Origin of the sequence: Neomelitea salexigens DSM 19753 (genome assembly GCF_000422345.1) — a bacterium.
In the GTDB taxonomy this organism is placed as follows: Bacteria; Pseudomonadota; Gammaproteobacteria; order Pseudomonadales; family Spongiibacteraceae; genus Spongiibacter; species Spongiibacter marinus_A.
In genome coordinates, this window is record NZ_AULP01000003.1 from 90,224 (window position 1) to 107,439 (window position 17,216).

At 57.2% G+C, this 17,216-nt stretch carries 15 protein-coding genes; 13 read left to right on the top strand and 2 right to left on the bottom strand.

The window, feature by feature from the left end; genetic code table 11:
• Nucleotides 1–15: 15 nt before the first annotated feature.
• From H573_RS19725 to H573_RS0106355, 3 genes are read left to right on the top strand one after another with little or no spacing between them, the layout of a single operon-like run.
• Nucleotides 16–672, top strand: a complete 657-nt coding sequence (locus tag H573_RS19725; RefSeq protein WP_051171059.1) for a TIGR04282 family arsenosugar biosynthesis glycosyltransferase — start codon at nt 16–18, stop codon at nt 670–672.
• Nucleotides 665–1,468 carry a sterol desaturase family protein gene (locus tag H573_RS0106350; protein WP_027873531.1) on the top strand — a complete coding sequence of 268 codons (804 nt, stop codon included), beginning with the start codon at nt 665–667 and terminating at the stop codon, nt 1,466–1,468. Before H573_RS19725 ends, H573_RS0106350 begins: the two co-directional genes overlap by 8 nt.
• Nucleotides 1,465–1,986, top strand: coding sequence for an MOSC domain-containing protein (locus H573_RS0106355; protein ID WP_027873532.1), 522 nt, complete (start codon nt 1,465–1,467; stop codon nt 1,984–1,986). The genes H573_RS0106350 and H573_RS0106355 overlap by 4 nt, the downstream gene beginning before the upstream one ends.
• On the opposite strand, the gene H573_RS0106360 is transcribed toward H573_RS0106355, so the two are convergent.
• Nucleotides 1,975–2,763: a crotonase/enoyl-CoA hydratase family protein gene (locus tag H573_RS0106360; protein WP_051171102.1), complete on the bottom strand. Its 789-nt coding sequence runs from the start codon at nt 2,761–2,763 to the stop codon at nt 1,975–1,977. The two genes, H573_RS0106355 and H573_RS0106360, sit on opposite strands and share 12 nt — an antisense overlap.
• Nucleotides 2,764–2,880: 117 nt before the next feature.
• On the opposite strand from H573_RS0106360, the gene H573_RS0106365 reads away from it, so the two are divergent.
• From H573_RS0106365 to nadA, 7 genes are all read left to right on the top strand, one after another.
• The gene (locus H573_RS0106365) at nt 2,881–3,480 is read left to right on the top strand and encodes a TetR/AcrR family transcriptional regulator (protein WP_154653851.1); all 600 of its coding nucleotides are present in this window, start codon (nt 2,881–2,883) and stop codon (nt 3,478–3,480) included.
• A gap of 99 nt (nt 3,481–3,579) precedes the next feature.
• On the top strand, nt 3,580–4,719 hold the full coding sequence (locus H573_RS0106370) for a CaiB/BaiF CoA transferase family protein (RefSeq protein WP_027873535.1): 1,140 nt from the start codon (nt 3,580–3,582) through the stop codon (nt 4,717–4,719).
• 168 nt (nt 4,720–4,887) lie between these two features.
• The gene (gene edd / locus H573_RS0106375; protein WP_036255973.1) at nt 4,888–6,723 is read left to right on the top strand and encodes a phosphogluconate dehydratase; all 1,836 of its coding nucleotides are present in this window, start codon (nt 4,888–4,890) and stop codon (nt 6,721–6,723) included.
• The gene (locus tag H573_RS17280; protein WP_036256047.1) at nt 6,720–7,382 is read left to right on the top strand and encodes a bifunctional 4-hydroxy-2-oxoglutarate aldolase/2-dehydro-3-deoxy-phosphogluconate aldolase; all 663 of its coding nucleotides are present in this window, start codon (nt 6,720–6,722) and stop codon (nt 7,380–7,382) included. Before edd ends, H573_RS17280 begins: the two co-directional genes overlap by 4 nt.
• Nucleotides 7,372–8,823: a glucose-6-phosphate dehydrogenase gene (gene zwf / locus H573_RS0106385; RefSeq protein WP_027873537.1), complete on the top strand. Its 1,452-nt coding sequence runs from the start codon at nt 7,372–7,374 to the stop codon at nt 8,821–8,823. Before H573_RS17280 ends, zwf begins: the two co-directional genes overlap by 11 nt.
• On the top strand, nt 8,816–9,541 hold the full coding sequence (gene pgl / locus H573_RS0106390) for a 6-phosphogluconolactonase (RefSeq protein WP_051171060.1): 726 nt from the start codon (nt 8,816–8,818) through the stop codon (nt 9,539–9,541). Before zwf ends, pgl begins: the two co-directional genes overlap by 8 nt.
• 88 nt (nt 9,542–9,629) lie before the next feature.
• Nucleotides 9,630–10,682 (top strand): quinolinate synthase NadA, encoded by a 1,053-nt coding sequence (gene nadA / locus H573_RS0106395; RefSeq protein ID WP_027873539.1) that lies wholly within the window; start codon nt 9,630–9,632, stop codon nt 10,680–10,682.
• 353 nt (nt 10,683–11,035) lie between these two features.
• On the opposite strand, the gene H573_RS0106400 is transcribed toward nadA, so the two are convergent.
• A complete protein-coding gene (locus H573_RS0106400; protein ID WP_084497958.1) occupies nt 11,036–12,421 on the bottom strand; it encodes a M48 family metalloprotease in 1,386 nt (461 codons plus the stop codon).
• Nucleotides 12,422–12,654: 233 nt separating this feature from the next.
• Between H573_RS0106400 and H573_RS0106405 the strand changes: the two genes are divergently transcribed.
• Genes H573_RS0106405 through H573_RS17285 form a run of 3 tightly spaced genes read left to right on the top strand, consistent with a single transcriptional unit; the run spans nt 12,655 to nt 16,896 of the window.
• Nucleotides 12,655–12,885 (top strand): sulfurtransferase TusA family protein, encoded by a 231-nt coding sequence (locus tag H573_RS0106405; RefSeq protein ID WP_027873541.1) that lies wholly within the window; start codon nt 12,655–12,657, stop codon nt 12,883–12,885.
• Nucleotides 12,886–12,938: 53 nt separating this feature from the next.
• Nucleotides 12,939–14,030, top strand: a complete 1,092-nt coding sequence (locus H573_RS0106410; RefSeq protein ID WP_027873542.1) for an AI-2E family transporter — start codon at nt 12,939–12,941, stop codon at nt 14,028–14,030.
• A gap of 22 nt (nt 14,031–14,052) precedes the next feature.
• Nucleotides 14,053–16,896: an insulinase family protein gene (locus tag H573_RS17285; RefSeq protein WP_051171062.1), complete on the top strand. Its 2,844-nt coding sequence runs from the start codon at nt 14,053–14,055 to the stop codon at nt 16,894–16,896.
• Nucleotides 16,897–17,216 lie beyond the last annotated feature (320 nt).

Consider the following 17,216-nt stretch of genomic DNA (forward strand, 5'->3'; position numbering starts at 1 on the left):
GCTAAGGAGGGAGGGGTGCCAGTCACAGCAGTCAAAGTTTTCGCCAAAGCGCCCTTACCCGGTCGTGCCAAAACACGCCTGGCCCCCGCCCTGGGGGAGAAGGCCGCGGCAGAGGTGGCGGAGTCGCTATTGGCCTGGAATGCGCAGCTATGCTCACAGCTGCCATCGACAATGGCCGTGGAGTACCAGTTGAGCCCGGGGCCTGATGCGGCTTGCTGGCAAGCGTTTCGCGGTTTAACGGCTTTTTCTCGTGTCGAGCAAGGCGAAGGGGATCTGGGGCAGCGGATGGCGCGGGCGGCGTCGCGTGGCGTTCGCGAGGCAAGCGGGGTGATTTTGATTGGCACAGATTGCCCGTCGCTAACCGCCGAGCATTTGCGCTGGGCCGAGTGTGCGCTGCAAGACGTGGATGCGGCGGTGATTCCCGCCACTGATGGCGGCTATGTGCTATTGGCCTTGGCCAGTGAATGCACAGCCGTCTTTGAAGACGTGGCGTGGAGTACGGACAAGGTTCTTGCGCAAACACGTCGCCGCTTGGCTGATGCCGGCTTGCGTTGGCAGGAGCACACGCCGCTGCCCGACCTGGACGAAGCGTCGGACATTTCAGCACAGCCCGCGACGTTTATTGAATGCTGCCCGCCGCTGCGCAGGTATAGGGAACGTGTCAGTGGCTGAATGGGAGGGCGTGCTGCGCTTGGGGGTGTTTTCTAGCCTGTTTGTCGCGCTGGCACTGCTGGAAGTGTGGCAGCCCTTTCGCAGGGCCTCTCGCCGCCGCTGGTTGGCGAACCTGGGCTTATTGGCCATAGGCAGTGTCGCCCTGCGCGTTGTCTTTCCCTTGGCGGCCACCGGGGTTGCCCTCTGGGCGCAACAGCAGTCCTGGGGACTGTTGAACCAGAGAGAGTGGCCAGCGCTGCTTGAAATTGTCATTGCCGTTGTGGTGCTGGACTGCGCAATATACTGGCAGCATCGCGTGTTTCACCGCCTACCCTGGCTGTGGCGGCTGCACAGCGTTCACCACACCGACACGGCCTTGGATGTAACAACAGGGCTGCGGTTTCACCCCATCGAGCTGCTACTTTCCATGGTGGTAAAAAGCGTTTTCATTGTGGCGCTTGGGGCACCGGCCTTGGCTGTGCTGATCTTTGAGGTGGTGCTAAATGCCTGCTCTATGTTCAACCACAGCAATATCGCCCTACCCAACAAGTTGGAACACAGCCTGCGCCGCGTGTTGATAACGCCCACGCTGCACCGTATTCACCATTCTCAGCGCGTTGAGGAAACCAACAGTAATTTCGGTTTTAGCGTGCCCTGGTGGGACTGGTTGTTTGGGAGTTTTCGGGCTCAAGCCCGGGAGGGGGATACGGCGGTGCGTTTGGGCCTGCCCGGCGCGCAGCAGCGGGCGGGGCAGTTGCTCGCGCTGCTTATTCTGCCGTTTCGTCGGGAAAGTAATTGGCCGAGGAATAAAACATGAACGCGCAGGGGCGGTTGTTATCTCGATACTTGGCCGACCTTCCGCAGGGGCGCTTGGAGTGGATTGGCGTGCGCCCCGAGCGCAAGGCACCGATGGTCGTCGTGGAACAGTGTCAGGCTATTGAGGGTATGGGCTTACAGGGCGACCGCCGTTTGCGTGGCCGCGCCGGTTCCGGTCGCCAGGTGTCACTAATCAGCCGAGAATTTATACGTAGTATCGCTGCGCATTTGGGCAGAGACAGTGTCGATCCGGCCCTGCTGCGCCGCAACCTGGTTGTCTCAGGTATCAATCTCAATGCTTTGCGGTATCAGTATTTTCAAATTGGTGAGGCAATATTCCAAGCCAATGCCCTTTGCCAGCCCTGCTCACGCATGGAGCAGGCCTTGGGAGACGGCGCTGTAGTGGCCATGCTCGGCTACGGAGGCCTTTGCCTGCGTGTGCTGCGTGGCGGTCGCATTGCCGTGGGTGATGCTTTAGTACCGCTGCCAGAGTCCGCCTTGCCGAGCTCACTCTCGTGACTGACCGTGGCGGCCCGCGCCCTGACTAAAAGCCTTTGCACCGCTAAGTGCTTCGCCGGCCGCTAAGCTGGCTTTTCCCAGTGCAAATTCATTTTTCAGCGCCTCAGTTTCGGCCATGCTCCACTGCTCAAAAGCGCTGCGACGGTCGTTGCGCAGGCATTGCTGGGGAGCTTGAGTAATTTGTAGCGCCAGTGCCTTGGCACTGTCTAACAGCTGATTTTTTGGGACAACCCGGTTGGCCAAGCCGAAGGTCAGCGCCTCATTAGCATCGACAGGCCGTCCGGTTAAAATCATGTCCATTGCGCGGCTGTGGCCAATCAGTCGTGGCAGTCTAACGGTGCCGCCGTCAATGAGCGGCACGCCGAATCGTCGGCAGAACACCCCGAATATAGCGTCCTCGCTGGCGACTCTCAGATCACACCACAGGGCCAGCTCCAGGCCACCCGCTACGCAATAGCCATCAATAGCGGCGATTACGGGTTTTTGTAGCTGCATGCGACTGGGGCCCATGGGGCCGTCACCATCGTCCTCTAATGGATTGTAGCGCTCAGGGTCCTCACTGGAGAAGGCTTTAAGGTCTGCCCCGGCACAAAAGTGGCTGCCTTCGCCGCTGAGAATTGCCACTTTGCTCTCTGGGTCATTGTCGAAATTGCGCATTGCCAAGGCCAGGGCTCTGGCAGTGGGGCCATCTACCGCATTGCGATGGGCGGGTCGCCGTATGCGGATGTGGCAAATATCTCCATCCGTGTGAGATGAAACGGGCGCGGTAATACTCATATTGGCGGTTTCCTGCATTTTTATTGAAATTTCAGCCAGATATTAGCGCAGCGACTTGTACATTGCGCGATGGCTCGGGTGTAATAACGCCAGCCTATATCAATGGAGTGATTAAAGGTGGCTAGACCTAGAGTAAGAGAAAGGCTGCTGGATGCGGCCTATATGCTACTGCGCGATGAGGGGGCGGGGGCGCTGACCACGCGCGGCGTTGCTGCAAAAGCGGGTACCACAGAAGCCAGCGTATTCAATAATTTTGGTGATAAAGCCGGGATGTTGCGGGCGCTGATCAATGAACGTCTACCGGAGCTGGTGGAAGCAAAAGACTGTGTTGAGCATGGATCTACCGAAGATCTGCGTCAGTGGCTGGAGCTTGTTTATCACCATGCTGAGCGATTTTATATTACCGGCGCGCCGCTGACGGCCTCGTTTTGGACGGGAAGTCATCGCGATAACAACGGCGGTGCACCCACCGATAATCTTTTCCTTGTCCACTATGCGCTGTGTCGGCGCCTGCAGCGTCTGCAGGAGGATGGGCGTATTGCCCGACAAGTTAATGCTCGCGCCATTGCCTACTTGTTGCTTGGCGCGGCGCTGCACAATGCATTAGATACCATTTCTCAGCGTTTTGGCTGTTCGTCCTCTCCCGAGAGAGACGGTGGCGAGGCCGCTACAGCAAAGGCAACTATCGACAGTGTGCACCGTATGCTCGTCGCATGATGTGTTGGCAGGGCAGCGTAAATGGGGCAATAATGGGCGGCTTTAGCCGCCTTTTTATTGGCGGCTCGTCACGTGTTTCACATACTAAGAGGGATAACAATGGGACCGCTTCACGGGCTGCGTATTATCGAGATAGAAGGTTTAGGGCCTGCCCCCTTCGCGGGGATGATGTTTGCTGACATGGGGGCTGAAGTTATCTCGGTTACGCGACGTTCATTGGCTGAAGGCGCCCAGCCTCAAAACAGCATTAGCGAGCGGGGCAAAAAATCGATCGCCTTGAACCTGAAAGATCCGCGGGCGGTTGAGGCCCTGCTGAATTTATGTGAAACGGCCGATGCCTTAATTGAAGGCTTCCGCCCCGGTGTCGCCGAGCGCTTGGGTATCGGCCCTGAGGATTGTATGGCTCGCAACCCCAAGCTGGTCTACGGCCGCATGACGGGCTGGGGGCAGACGGGGCCTCTCTCTCAGGCAGCTGGCCACGATATCAATTACATCTCTTTATCCGGCGCCCTACACGGGATTGGTCGCGCGGGTGACAAACCGGTCCCCCCCTTAAACCTTGTAGGTGACTTCGGTGGTGGCGGTATGTTTTTGGCTTTTGGCGTGGTGTCGGCAATGCTCGAAGCACAGCGCAGCGGCGCTGGCCAGGTGGTGGATGTGTCGATGGTTGAGGGCTCCGCGGCGCTGATGCACATGATGTACAGCTATTTGAATACCGAGGCCTTCAATTGGCAGGACGAGCGCGGCGTGAATGTGCTGGACACCGGGGCGCATTTCTATGAGGTGTATGAAACCCAAGACGGTAAATATCTGTCGGTGGGGCCGATCGAGCCGCAGTTCTATCAACTATTCAAAGAAAAGGTCGGCCTGGACGAGGATACCTTTGGCGGTCAGTTTGATGTGGCCCGCTGGCCGGAGCTGAAGGAAAAACTGGCGGCGGTGTTCAAGACGCGCACGCGTGATGCCTGGTGTGAACTATTGGAGGGCACAGATGCCTGCGTCGCACCGGTATTATCGATGCGCGAGGCCCCACTGCATCCCCACAATAAAGCCAGGGAAAGCTTTGTCGAGGTCGGCGGCCATGTTCAGCCGGGGCCTGCGCCGAAGTTTAGCCGCTCCCGCCCCGAGGTCCCCCAGCCAGCGCCGCGCCACGGGCAGCACACCGACGAGGTGCTGGCCGAGGCCGGTTATGATCAGGCGCAATTGGCGGCGTTGAGAGCCGAAGGTGTATTGACCTAAGCCCGCCGGGGCCATACGTATTGCTGCTCTCCTGCAGGCCCGAATATTGGGGCTGGTATGCTTCTCGCATGGCATCTATAGTGAATAGACAGCTGGCTGTTCGGCCCGTATCAACGGGCTTTTGATACGCTGTGCCGGGCGCTTGCCAGCGCCACAGGAGAGGCCGCAATGGTTTCCATACACCCGGAATTGCTGCGCATTACCAACGCGATTGCACACCGCAGTCGTGACCACCGCGCAACGTACCTGAGTCGTCAGCGTCGGGCAGGGGGACAACAGCCTGATCGTCAGCAGCTCAGTTGTGGCAACCTTGCCCACGGTTTTGCCGCCTGCGACAGTACTGACAAATCGCGCATACGGCTGATGGAGTCGGCCAATGTCGGTATTGTCACCGCCTACAACGATATGTTGTCGGCTCACCAACCCTTTCGCGATTACCCAGAGCGCATAAAAAACTACGTTCGAGAGCTCGGTTGTACCGCCCAAGTGGCCGGCGGCGTGCCGGCGATGTGTGACGGTGTGACCCAGGGGCAGGCGGGCATGGAGCTGAGCTTGTTCAGTCGTGATGTGATCGCCCAGGCAACGGCGGTGGCGCTTTCCCATCAGATGTTTGACGCCGTATTGTGCCTGGGTATTTGCGACAAAATTGTCCCCGGTATGCTTATCGGCGCCTTACATTTTGGCCATTTACCGACCCTGTTTATCCCGGCTGGCCCGATGCCCAGCGGTATTCCAAATAGCGAGAAGCAGCGTGTTCGTCAGTTATTTGCCGAGGGCAAAATCGATCGCGAGGCTCTGCTCGACGCCGAGGCTGCGTCTTATCACAGCGCCGGAACCTGCACCTTTTACGGTACGGCCAATAGTAACCAGCTAATACTTGAGGCACTGGGGCTGCAATTGCCGGGCGGGTCTTTCGTCAACCCGGGGTCGGCGCTGCGCGAAGCGCTTACCGGCGAGGCCGCCGAGCATATCTGTAAAATAAGCCGCGCCGGCCCGCGATGCCGCCCGCTGGCCGAGGTGATTGACGAGCGCTCGATAGTCAATGCGATGGTGGTTTTACTCGCCTCTGGTGGATCGACCAATCACGGCATACATATACCGGCGATAGCACGAGCTGCCGGCGTGATAGTGAATTGGGACGACTTGGATGCGCTGTCGCGGCTTGTCCCGTTGTTGGTGCGCGCCTACCCCAATGGTGAGGCGGATATCAATCATTTTCACGCCGCGGGAGGCAGCGGGCTGCTGTTCTCTGAGCTGTTAAATGCGGGTTTATTGCACGGCGATGCCAGAACGATGTGGGCGGAAACGCTGAGTGACTATGTGTGCGAGCCCTACCTAGAGCAGGGCGAGCTACGCTGGCGGCAGGCTGCCGAAAAAAGCCTGGACACCAACGTTATTGCGTCGATGAGTTCGCCATTCGATGCCGAGGGTGGGCTCAGGCTGGTAACAGGTAATCTCGGGCGCGCGTTAATCAAAGTGTCAGCAGTGCCATCTTCACGACGCAAGATTCGCGCGCCCGCGCTGGTTATTCAAAGCCAGGATGAGCTGCAAAGCCGCTTTCGTGCCGGGGAGCTGGACAAAGACTGTGTGGTAGTGCTGCCTTATCAGGGGCCACGCTCCAATGGTATGCCTGAATTGCACAAACTCACCCCGTTGCTTGGCGTTTTGCAGGACCGCGGTCACCGCGTAGCCTTGCTCACCGACGGCAGGATGTCCGGCGCCTCGGGCAAGGTGCCTGCTGCGATTCACCTTTCACCTGAAGCGGCAGCCGGTGGAGCGATTGCGCGGCTGCGCGATGGCGATGAGATTGTCATCGACGCCGACGCAGGCGAATTGAATTGCTTGGTCGACGAGCACGAGTGGGCCTCGCGTACGCCGCTGGCATCTACGGTGGCGACGGACGGGGTCGGCCGAGAAATGTTTGCCGGTGTGCGTCAGCAGGTGACCAACGCGGAAATGGGAGCGTCGGTGCTATTTACAGGCGAAGAGAGGGCGCAGCCATGAGTAACACGATGATGCAGATTGTCAGTCGCGCGCCGATTATTCCGGTATTGAGCGTGGCCCGCCCTGAATACGCAGAACCGTTAGCTATCGCCTTGCGTGATGGCGGCTTGCCGGTACTGGAAGTGACGCTGCGAACATCAGCGGCACTGGAAGCCATAGATGTTATTCGGCAGCGGGTCGACGGCGTGTGCGTTGGTGCCGGAACGCTGTTGAACGCGCACGATGTAAAGCGGGCGCGTGCAGCGGGGAGTGAGTTTCTTGTCACGCCCGGTGCGACCAAGGCGTTGATAGCTAGCTGTGCCGACAGCGACTTGCCTTATATGCCTGGGGTCGCCACCGCGACGGAAGCGATACGTTGCCTGGAGCAGGGGGTAGATCTTGTGAAGTTTTTCCCCGCCGAGGCGATGGGCGGAGCAAGGGTTTTGCAGGCGCTTGCCGGGCCGCTGCCAATGATGCGTTTTTGTCCGACGGGTGGTGTCAGCCTGGACAATATGGCGGATTACCTGGCCCTGCCATCTGTGGTTTGTATGGGAGGGTCGTGGATCGCGCCGCCAGCGCTTCAGGCAGAGGAAAACTGGCCGGCCATTCGCGAGCGAGCGACCGTGGCAGCCAAGCGCGCACAGACCTTGCGGGCATCGATGGGGGTGAATGGTGAGTAATGATTGCGACTTGCTGATATTCGGTGCCGCTGGCGACCTCTCAGGGCGTAAGCTCTATCCAGCACTCTTTCAGCTGCACTGCGCGGATCTGTTGCCTACTGATATGCGCATTATCGGTTTAGCGAGGCGCCACCAGGATCGGCAGCAATTTCTGAAGGCGATCAAACATCGTGTGGACCGCGCTAGTGAGGGTGACCCTGCCGCTGAGCAGTGGGCGCGGTTTTGTCAGCGCTTGGAATACTGTTGTATCGACTTCGGCAAGTGCGAGGAATACCCGCAGTTGGCGGCGCACTTGTCGCCGGGGCGGCGCGCCATATTTTATCTGGCAACGCCACCCAGCTTATTTGGCCCGATATGCGAGAAGCTTGGCGCCAATGCGCTTATCGACCCGCAAAGCCGTCTGGTACTTGAAAAGCCCGTTGGCCAGGACCTCGCCAGTTGCCAGGCCGTCAATGAGACGGTTGCGCAGTTTTTCAGTGAAGAGAATATCTATCGCATTGATCATTACCTCGGCAAAGAAACGGTGCAGAACCTGTTGGTGCTGCGCTTTGCGAACCGTTTTATCAATGCCCAATGGGATCAAAGCTGTATCGATCATATCCAGATCACGGTGGCGGAAACCGTCGGCATAGAGGGGCGTTGGTCCTATTACGACGGTGTCGGGCAGCTGCGCGATATGGTGCAAAACCATTTGATGCAATTGCTCTGTTTAGTGGCGATGGAGCCGCCAAATGCCATGACGGCGGAGAGCATCCGCGACGAAAAGGTCAAAATTATGCGTGCATTGCGCCGCATCGATGCCGCCAGCGTCGGCGCGCATGCGGTGCGCGGCCAGTATGCTCAGGGCTGGTACCGCGGAGAGGCGGTGCCAGCCTACATGGAGGAAGCCGATAGTGACGGGGCGGAAAGCGATACCGAAACCTTTGTCGCAATTAAAGCGCATATCGATAACTGGCGATGGGCCGGGGTGCCATTTTATCTGCGCACGGGTAAACGGATGCCGGAAAAATTGACGGAGATCGTGATTACCTACAAAAGCCTGCCGCACAATATCTTTTTCACTGGCGAAAATATCCCCAATCGACTGGTGATCCGCTTACAGCCGAATGAGGGGATTGAGATGCAGATGGTATCCAAGATGCATAGCCTCAAAAATAAAATGGCTCTGGCTCGCCAAAATTTGAACTTGGATTTCCTTGGATCGTCGGGCATGAACCGTATCCCCGATGCCTACGAGCGGCTGTTTTTGGATGTCATTAATGGCGATCCTTCGCTTTTTGTCGGCCGCGAAGAGGTTGAGGAGGCTTGGCAGTGGTGTGATGCTCTGATCCAGGCGTGGCAGAGCCAGGCCATGCCGGTATCGCACTACCATGCCGGGTCGTGGGGGCCAGCCAAGGCGGAACTGCTGATCGAGAGAGATGGACGGAGCTGGCATGAATGAGCACCTGTTAGAGCGGCGCCTCAATCAAGTAGGGGCAAGGCTGTTGAGCTTCAGCTGCCGTGAGTCTCAGGCCGCGGCATTGTCTGACGACCTGTGTTCGGCGCTGACGGCGGGTATTCGCGTGAGCGGGGCGGCAAGCCTCGTCCTGCCCGGCGGCAAAACACCCGAGCGTCTGCTGGAACTGCTGGCCGATGAGGCTGTGGATTGGTCGAAAGTGACCGTGACGCTCTCCGATGAGCGCTGGGTCGATAGCGATAACCGCGATAGTAATGAACGGTTGTTGAGAGAGCGGCTGTTTCGCGGCCGGGCGGCTGCGGCGCACTTCGTACCACTTAAGTCGCCGCACACTGAGTCAGCCGAACAAGACGCTGCCCTTGCGAGCCTAACCTTAGGCGCCATGCCAAGCTTTGATCGCGTCGTATTGGGCATGGGCAGTGACGGACACTGCGCCTCATTGTTTCCCGACAGCCCGCAGCTCGATGCGGCTTTGGATATGGCTTCTGCACTGCCGTGTATGGCGCTGGAAACCGCCGCGAGTCCCTACCCGCGCTTAAGTTTGACACTGCCGCGCTTGCTCAATTGCAGCGAGTTGGTGCTGCAAATCTGCGGTGAAGAGAAGCGGCATGTGCTGGAGCGGGCACTGTATGCTGATCGCGCTGCCCCGGTTGCCGCCCTGTTCGGGCAGAATGTGCCGATCTGCGTGTACTGGGCACCTTGATGGTCGGTTAGGCTAAATAGCTTGATCTCTGGCTTAGCCGTTTGTTTTCTTGTTAAAATCTGGCGCTTTTCGTCCTCAGCATGGGGAAATGACATTGGCGGAACAGGCAATAGCACAAGAGTTGGTGCGCGAGCATCTGGCCCGGCTCAACGAGCCCACGACGCGTCCCGCAGCGGAGCGCGATGCTCTGCGGGCGCGGATTAAAGCGCTGCTCAAGGCGAGAGACGCGGTGCTGGTCGCTCACTATTACACCGACCCCGAATTACAGTCGCTGGCAGAAGAAACCGGTGGCTGCGTGTCGGACTCGCTGGAGATGGCGCGTTTTGGTCGCGACCATCCGGCGTCGATGTTGATCGTCGCCGGAGTGAAGTTCATGGGGGAAACGGCGAAAATCCTGTCACCTGAGAAAACGGTATTGATGCCGACTCTCGAGGCAACCTGCTCGCTGGATATTGGCTGCCCGGCCGATGAGTTTTCCGCTTTTTGCGACGCCCACCCCGACCGCACGGTCGTGGTCTATGCCAATACTTCTGCGGCGGTGAAGGCTCGAGCAGATTGGGTCGTTACCTCCAGTATTGCGCTGGACGTTGTGGACCACCTGGACAGCCAGGGGGAGAAAATTCTCTGGGCGCCGGATAAACACCTCGGTGACTACGTGCAGCGTGAGACCGGGGCAGATGTGTTGCTCTGGGATGGCGCTTGTATTGTCCATGAAGAGTTTAAAGCGCAGGGTATCCTCGACCTGAAAAAGGTGTATCCCGATGCGGCGGTATTGGTGCACCCGGAGTCTCCGGCGAGCGTTGTCGCGCTGGCTGACGTGGTCGGTTCAACGACGCAGATCATCAACGCGGCGCGCGACTTGCCCAACCCGCAAATGATCGTGGCGACGGATCAAGGTATTTTCTACAAGCTCCAGCAGTTAGTGCCGGACAAGGAGTTTGTGATCGCACCAACGGCCGGCAGCGGTGCTACCTGCCGCAGTTGTGCAAATTGCCCGTGGATGGCGATGAACGCACTGGAAAATCTGGCTGAGGTGCTGGAAAACGGCGGTAATGAAGTATTTGTCGAGCCCTCGCTCGGTGAGAAAGCGATGAAACCGCTGACCCGTATGTTGGACTTTGCCGCTGCTAACAAGCCCTAAGGTCGCCCGTCGAGGCGCAAGTTTGCCCGCCAAGGCGTAAGGCCATTCACACCGTTGCTAACAGCCCGCAAATCGCTGCGGGCTTTTAGGGCCTGTTCACACTAATCCGATTATTACTGTTGTGGCTAAAAAAGCACCAATCTAGGCGCGAAGAGCGTAGTTTGGTTATTCCAAATAAGCGATGAGCAACGACGAGTGGTGCTTTTTTAGCCGCAACCCATAGGGCTGGGGCCATTTTTGCCCCCAGCGTTGTTGCCAGCCACTTGTTTAGAGTGGCTAAACGGCGCGTCTGGCGCCTAGCTGGAGGCAAAAATGACCTCCAGCAGTGACAATTGGATTAGTGTGAACAGGCCCTAGCGTCCCTGAAATTCTTTGAGTTGTTTCTTCAGCTCGTCAATATCGCGCAGTCGCTCGGTGATTTTCCCCTGGAGTATTTGATTGCTTCCGCTTTGCTTGTGCGCGTAATGCAATTGGCTGGCAGCGCGCTCGAGCTGTGCGGTGAGGATAAAATACTCTGCCCTCGCCAGATGCACGCCGAGAATATTCCCCGCTAGGCCTCTGACTTCCGCCAATCGGTACCAGATTTTGGGATCGTTCTGCCGCCTTGAGCTCAACGCGGTAAGTACGTCGTCGGCTTGGCGAAAGCGCTGTGCTTGCTCTAAGGCATCAGCCAGATGAAGGCTCAGCGGGTAGTTGTCTGGATTGAGCGCCAGGGCATTGCGCAATAAATCGATCGCCGGGTCGTAGGCTTTCTGCCCAAGCAAGATGTCTGCACGGGCAATGATATAGGCAATGCGCTGGGGGTCGTCGTCAATCAAGTCGTCGAGCTGGTCGCTGGCCTCCTGCCAGCGCTCCATCTCAGTAAGCGCCAGCACGATGCCGTAGCGGCGCGCTTCGCCATTGGCACCTTGTTCATCCTTCCATCGCTGCAGCAGGCTCTCCATTTTTTCAGTGTGATGGACGGTTGCCCGCATTTTCATAAGCTGGAAATTTAAGTTGTCGGTATAGACCTGCCGAGGGTAGTTGCGAGCACGGTTTTTGCTATCGCTAATTCGGTTCTCCGTCAGTGGGTGAGTCAGCAGAAATTCGGGCGGTTTGGCCCGCGCAAAGCGCAAGTTGGCATTCATGTTCTCAAACATTGAGGGAATGCCATTGGGGTCCATATTGGCTCGGGCGAGGGTTTCCATGCCGACGCGGTCGGCCTCTTGCTCGTGCTGGCGGCTAAAGCGCAGTTGGTTTTCAAGCGCCGCTGCCTGACTCGCCGCAATGGCGGCAATGCCAGCATCGGAGCCGGTTGTCGCCGCCAGAATGATCCCGGCTAACATGCCTGCCATGCTGGGAATGCTCGCCTCACGGGCCTTGTCGATGGAGCGGCTGAAATGGCGTTGGCTCAAGTGGGCAATCTCGTGGGCGAGCACGCCGGCAAATTGGGCTTCGTTATCACTGAACAGAAAAAGACCGGTATGCACGCCGATAACGCCGCCGGGCACGGCAAAAGCGTTGATGGTGCTATTGTCGACAACAACGGTTTCTAAATCGCGCTGTTTCAGTTCGCTATTGGCGGCCAGCGTGTAAAGCAAGGACTCAACATAGCTTTGCAGTTGTGGGTCGCCGAGGGTTTTCACTTGTGTGCGAAACATTCTCAACCACATTCTGCCCAGCTGGTATTCCTGCTTAGCCGAATACGGTGAAGCATCGACTTCGCCTAGCTCTGGAAGCTGGCTACTGGTGTCCCTCATCGGCTGGGCCACTGCCGCGCTACAAAGGAGGGTGGCGATAAGGGCGTGTAATAATGTTCGTACCACAATGGAGTCCTTGTTTGGTGCCACCGTACAGGTAGCCGGGTTCGCCGATACAGATCATACAAGTGATAAAGGCTCAGACCTATTAAAGCGCAAAAAGTGCGTCAGTGGCATTCTGTCGCCCCCGGCTGGGGCGCTATACTGCCGGCCTATTCAGAAAGAGGTATGCTATGAGCGAGATACACTGTCGAGTGGATGCGCGTCAGTTGGACTGCCCGCTGCCGCTGCTAAAAGCGAAACAAGCATTGAACCGGATGTCGAGCGGTGAGGTCGTAGAAGTGCTGGCAACTGACGTCGGTTCACAGCGAGATTTTGCCGTGTTCGCTGCCCAGAGCGGTAATACGCTGTTGTTCGATGAAGAGCATCAGGGGGAGTTTAGGTACCTGCTCCAGAAGAAATAGCCGCCGAGCGCACCGGGCGGATGATCTAGGTTTACGAGAAAAAGGACAACCACATGCTTGGAATGGTTCGCAATTGGTTTAATCGCATCTTTGCCGAGGAAGAAACGGTAGTGTTGCTGATTATTCTTGCCGCGATTCTGTTGTTGATCCTCAGCATCGGCAATGTCCTGATCCCCATTATTGCCAGTGTCGTGCTGGCCTTTATGATGCAGGGCGTTATTGCCCGAATGTCGGCGCTGGGCGCCCGGCGTTGGCTCGCTATAGCCGTCGCGTACGGCATTTTCCTAACGGTATTTTTTGGTGTGCTTATGCTGCTGTTGCCCCTGGTGTGGCAGCAGCTGGTGACGCTGATACAAGAGCTGCCGTCGATGTTGCGAAAGCTGCAGCAGGCGCTGATGGTGTTGCCTGAGCGTTCGGAGGTATTTACCGAGGCGCAAATACGGGAGTGGATGACGCTGGCAACCACGGAGATTGGTTCGCTGGGGCAGTACTTGGTGTCTTTTTCTCTTGCGCAGCTGCCCAATGTTGTTGGTTTGATGATCAACATAGTGTTGATTCCCATCCTGGTGTTTTTCTTCCTCAAGGATAAACAGCTGATCCTTGAGTGGTTGTCGGGTTTTCTGCCGCGTCGCCGACCTTTGCTGCGAGCTGTTTGGTTGGAAATGAACGATCAAGTCGCCAATTACGTACGCGGTAAGGCAATTGAGATCGTGATCGTCGGGGTGGCCTCTTACATTTCGTTCTCGCTGATGTCGCTAAACTATGCCGCGCTGCTGGCGTTGGCAGTGGGACTGTCGGTAGTGATTCCCTATATCGGTGCGGCAGTGGTGACGTTGCCCGTCGTATTGGTGGGCTATTTACAGTGGGGATGGGGTGGGGAGTTTTTTACCCTGTGCATTGTCTATGGAATCATTCAAGCGCTGGACGGCAATGTGTTGGTGCCGCTGCTGTTTTCCGAAGCGGTGAATATGCACCCCGTGGCGATTATTGTTGCCGTGTTGGTATTCGGCGGAATTTGGGGAATGTGGGGGGTGTTTTTTGCGATCCCACTGGCGACCTTAGTGAAGGCGATTTTGTACTCCTGGCCGCGACCTCATGCCGTGAGTAACGAGACGGAAACCTCCAGCGAGCAAGCATCGTTGTAATTGACTCTGTAAGGAAATACTTGTGCGCGTTCTGCAACATGTCACCGTCGCTATTCTACTGATTGTTATTTCTGCCTGTGCGGCACTTACCCGTGACGCCTCGCTGTCTGGTCAGGGCGAAAGCATCATTAAACCCGATACCGAGCAGCGCAGTTTTCGCTATCTGCGCTTGGATAACGGTCTCAAAGTATTATTGGTGTCTGATCCGGGCGCAGATAAAGCGGGTGCATCGCTGGATGTGAATGTCGGTAGCCGCCAAGATCCCAGTGACTATCAGGGCTTGGCGCATTTCTTGGAGCATATGCTGTTTCTGGGCACGCGTGCCTACCCGAATGCGGGTGACTACCAGGCTTACATTACGGCAAACGGAGGCAGTCACAACGCTTTTACCAGCTTTGAGCACACCAACTACTTCTTCGACGTCAAGGCGGACGCGCTCGAAGGCGCCCTGGACCAGTTTTCTCAGTTCTTTGTCGCACCGCTGTTCAATGCTAATTACGTGCAGCGTGAAGTTAATGCGGTGGAGTCTGAATATCGCGCCAGACTGCGCAACGATCGCCGCCGAGAGCTGGCGGTGTTTAAAGAGCAGTTAGCGCCGCAGCATCCCTTTCGCAAATTTTCAGTTGGCAACTTACAAACCTTACAGGCAGATCGCGAGGCGGCGCTGCGCGAGCAATTGCTGGCGTTTTATCAGCGTTATTACTCGGCGAATATCATGAGCCTGACGGTGGTGGGTCGAGAGTCGCTGGCGGAGCTTGAGGCGATGGTGCGGGCGCGGTTTAGTGCCATAGAAAATCGCAACGTCGACATTAAACCCATTACGCAGCCGCTGTTCGAGCAACAGGCGCTGCCACGCTGGGTGGCGATACAGCCGGTGCAGACTGAGCGGCGGCTGTCTATTCAGTTCCCGGTAGTTGATGCCAGCCCTCACTGGCGGGATAAACCGCTGTCGTATATTGCTAACCTGCTCGGCCACGAAGGCGAGGGCAGCCTGTTATCTGCGCTGAAGCGCGCAGGCTGGGCCGATGGCTTGAGCGCCGGTCAGAGCCTGGATATGCAGGGGCAGGCAATGTTTGGTGTCAATATTGCGTTGACTGAAGCCGGCATGGAACACCTCGACAGTATTGTCGAACAGGTTTTTGCCTATGTGCGCCTGATTGATGAACAGGGCATTCAGGCTTGGCGCTACCGCGAGCAAAGCCAGCTCGCAGCGCAGCAATTTCGTTTTCGCAACCGTCGAAATTTGACAGAGGAATTGGTGCAATTTTCCTCGGCGCTTCAGCAGTACCCGCCCGCGGAGGTATTGCGGGCGGCCTATGTAATGGCGTCCTTCCGGCCGGAATTGATACGGGAATACCTGCGTAGTATGACGCCGGACAAGGCCTTTATTACGCTTGTTGCGCCGGGCGTCGATACCGACCGCCGCGAGCAACGTTATGACGTACCCTGGAGTGTGCGCGACATTGATGCGCAGCGACAACAGCGCTGGCGTGAGGCCGAGCCAGCGGGGCTGCATTTGCCAGCCAGTAACCCCTACATTGCTGATGCCTTTACTCTGAAGGAAGATGGCGCTGCAAACGGTCAGCCAAGGTTGCTAGACAATGCGCCTATTGAAGGCGTGTGGTTGTACAACGACGATCAGTTTGATGTGCCCAAAGGCCGCAGTTATCTGTTGCTAGAGACGCCTGCAGCGAGAGACTCGTCCTCGGCAGCTGCAGCCACCGAGCTGTGGTTGCGCATGGTCAGTGATCAGCTGAACGAAGAGGCCTATGCCGCGCAATTGGCGGGCTTGGATTACAGCTTGTCGAGCAGTTGGCGCGGTGTTGAGTTGCGCTTGGGAGGGTTTGATCAGAAGCAGGCAGAGCTGCTTTCTCAGGTACTGAAGACACTGCGTTACGTCGACTGGGACGAGCAGCGCTTTGCCCGCATTAAACAGCAGCGCCTGCGCGAGCTGCAAAATGTTCGGCGCCGTTCACCCTATCAGCAACTTTTTGCCGAGCTGCCGCGCTTGCAGCAGCGACAGGAGCCCGCGCTTGAGTCTCTGCTATCAGAGACCGAGGCACTGCGGCTTGCCGATGTTGCGCGCCAGGCGGAGCGGGTGCTAGGGGCCTTCCGCTATCAGGTGTTGCTCCACGGTAATTTCACCCAAGCGGATGCGTTGGACACGGTTGCGCAAATGATGCGAGCGCTCCCGCAAACGTCGCTGAGCACACGGCCGCAGCAACAGATTGTGAAGCTACCTGAGGGGAGCGCGCTGGTGATTGTGCCCGCAGAGCACAACGATGCTGCGCTACTTCAGTATGTGCAGGCGCCCGAGCAGGGGAAGATGGGTAGAGTTGCTCTGGGTTTGGCGGCGCAGATCATGAGTGCTGACTTTTATCATCAGCTGCGTACGGAGAAGCAGCTCGGCTACATTGTTAATGCGGGTGTATACCCCCAGCGAAATGTGGGTGGCTTATTCTTCTTGGTGCAGTCACCGGTTGCTGACGCGGCGATGCTGGCCAAGGAGATTGACGGGTATATCGACGCCTGGATGGAAAATGGCGTTGATGAACAGACTTATGAACAGTTCCGGGCTACTTTGATAAGTAAGTTAGCGGAGCAGCCGGAAAGTCTGAGGGAGGCGGCAGACCGCCATTGGCGGGATCTGTTGGATGGGTATTCGGGTTTTGACAGTCGAGACCAGTTAATCGCTGCGCTAACGAGGCTGGATTATACGCAGTGGTGGTCGCTTATGCGTCAAACGCTGCACGATTCAAACCGTCGCAGCCTGCTAGTGACCGTGCCAGGGCAGTGGCCGTCGGCATTGCCCGCTGGGGAGTCGCGCGCAGTGCTTGATAAGGCAGGTGTCTATTCCTTCGACTAGTATAAGTACTTGTTTTTATAGAGGTGAAACTATTTATTCACAATAAAAATATCTAGATTTTCTTGATTTATGACGACAGGGCTGCGATGATTTTCGCGGCTCTGAAAGTGCATAGGCTTTCAGGGGCCCGAATTCTCATCGGCAGTTCTGCCCGACCCACAAGGTGGGGCAGCGCCAGATAGGCCAGGTGATCACCGTCACCAACGGCAGGCACACCCCGATTATTGATCATGGTCGGTGCGCCCGTTGACGCGGAACACATTCGAGCAAATCGCTTGCTGGTCTAGGCAGCCCACGGTATTGATAAGGACTGTGATATG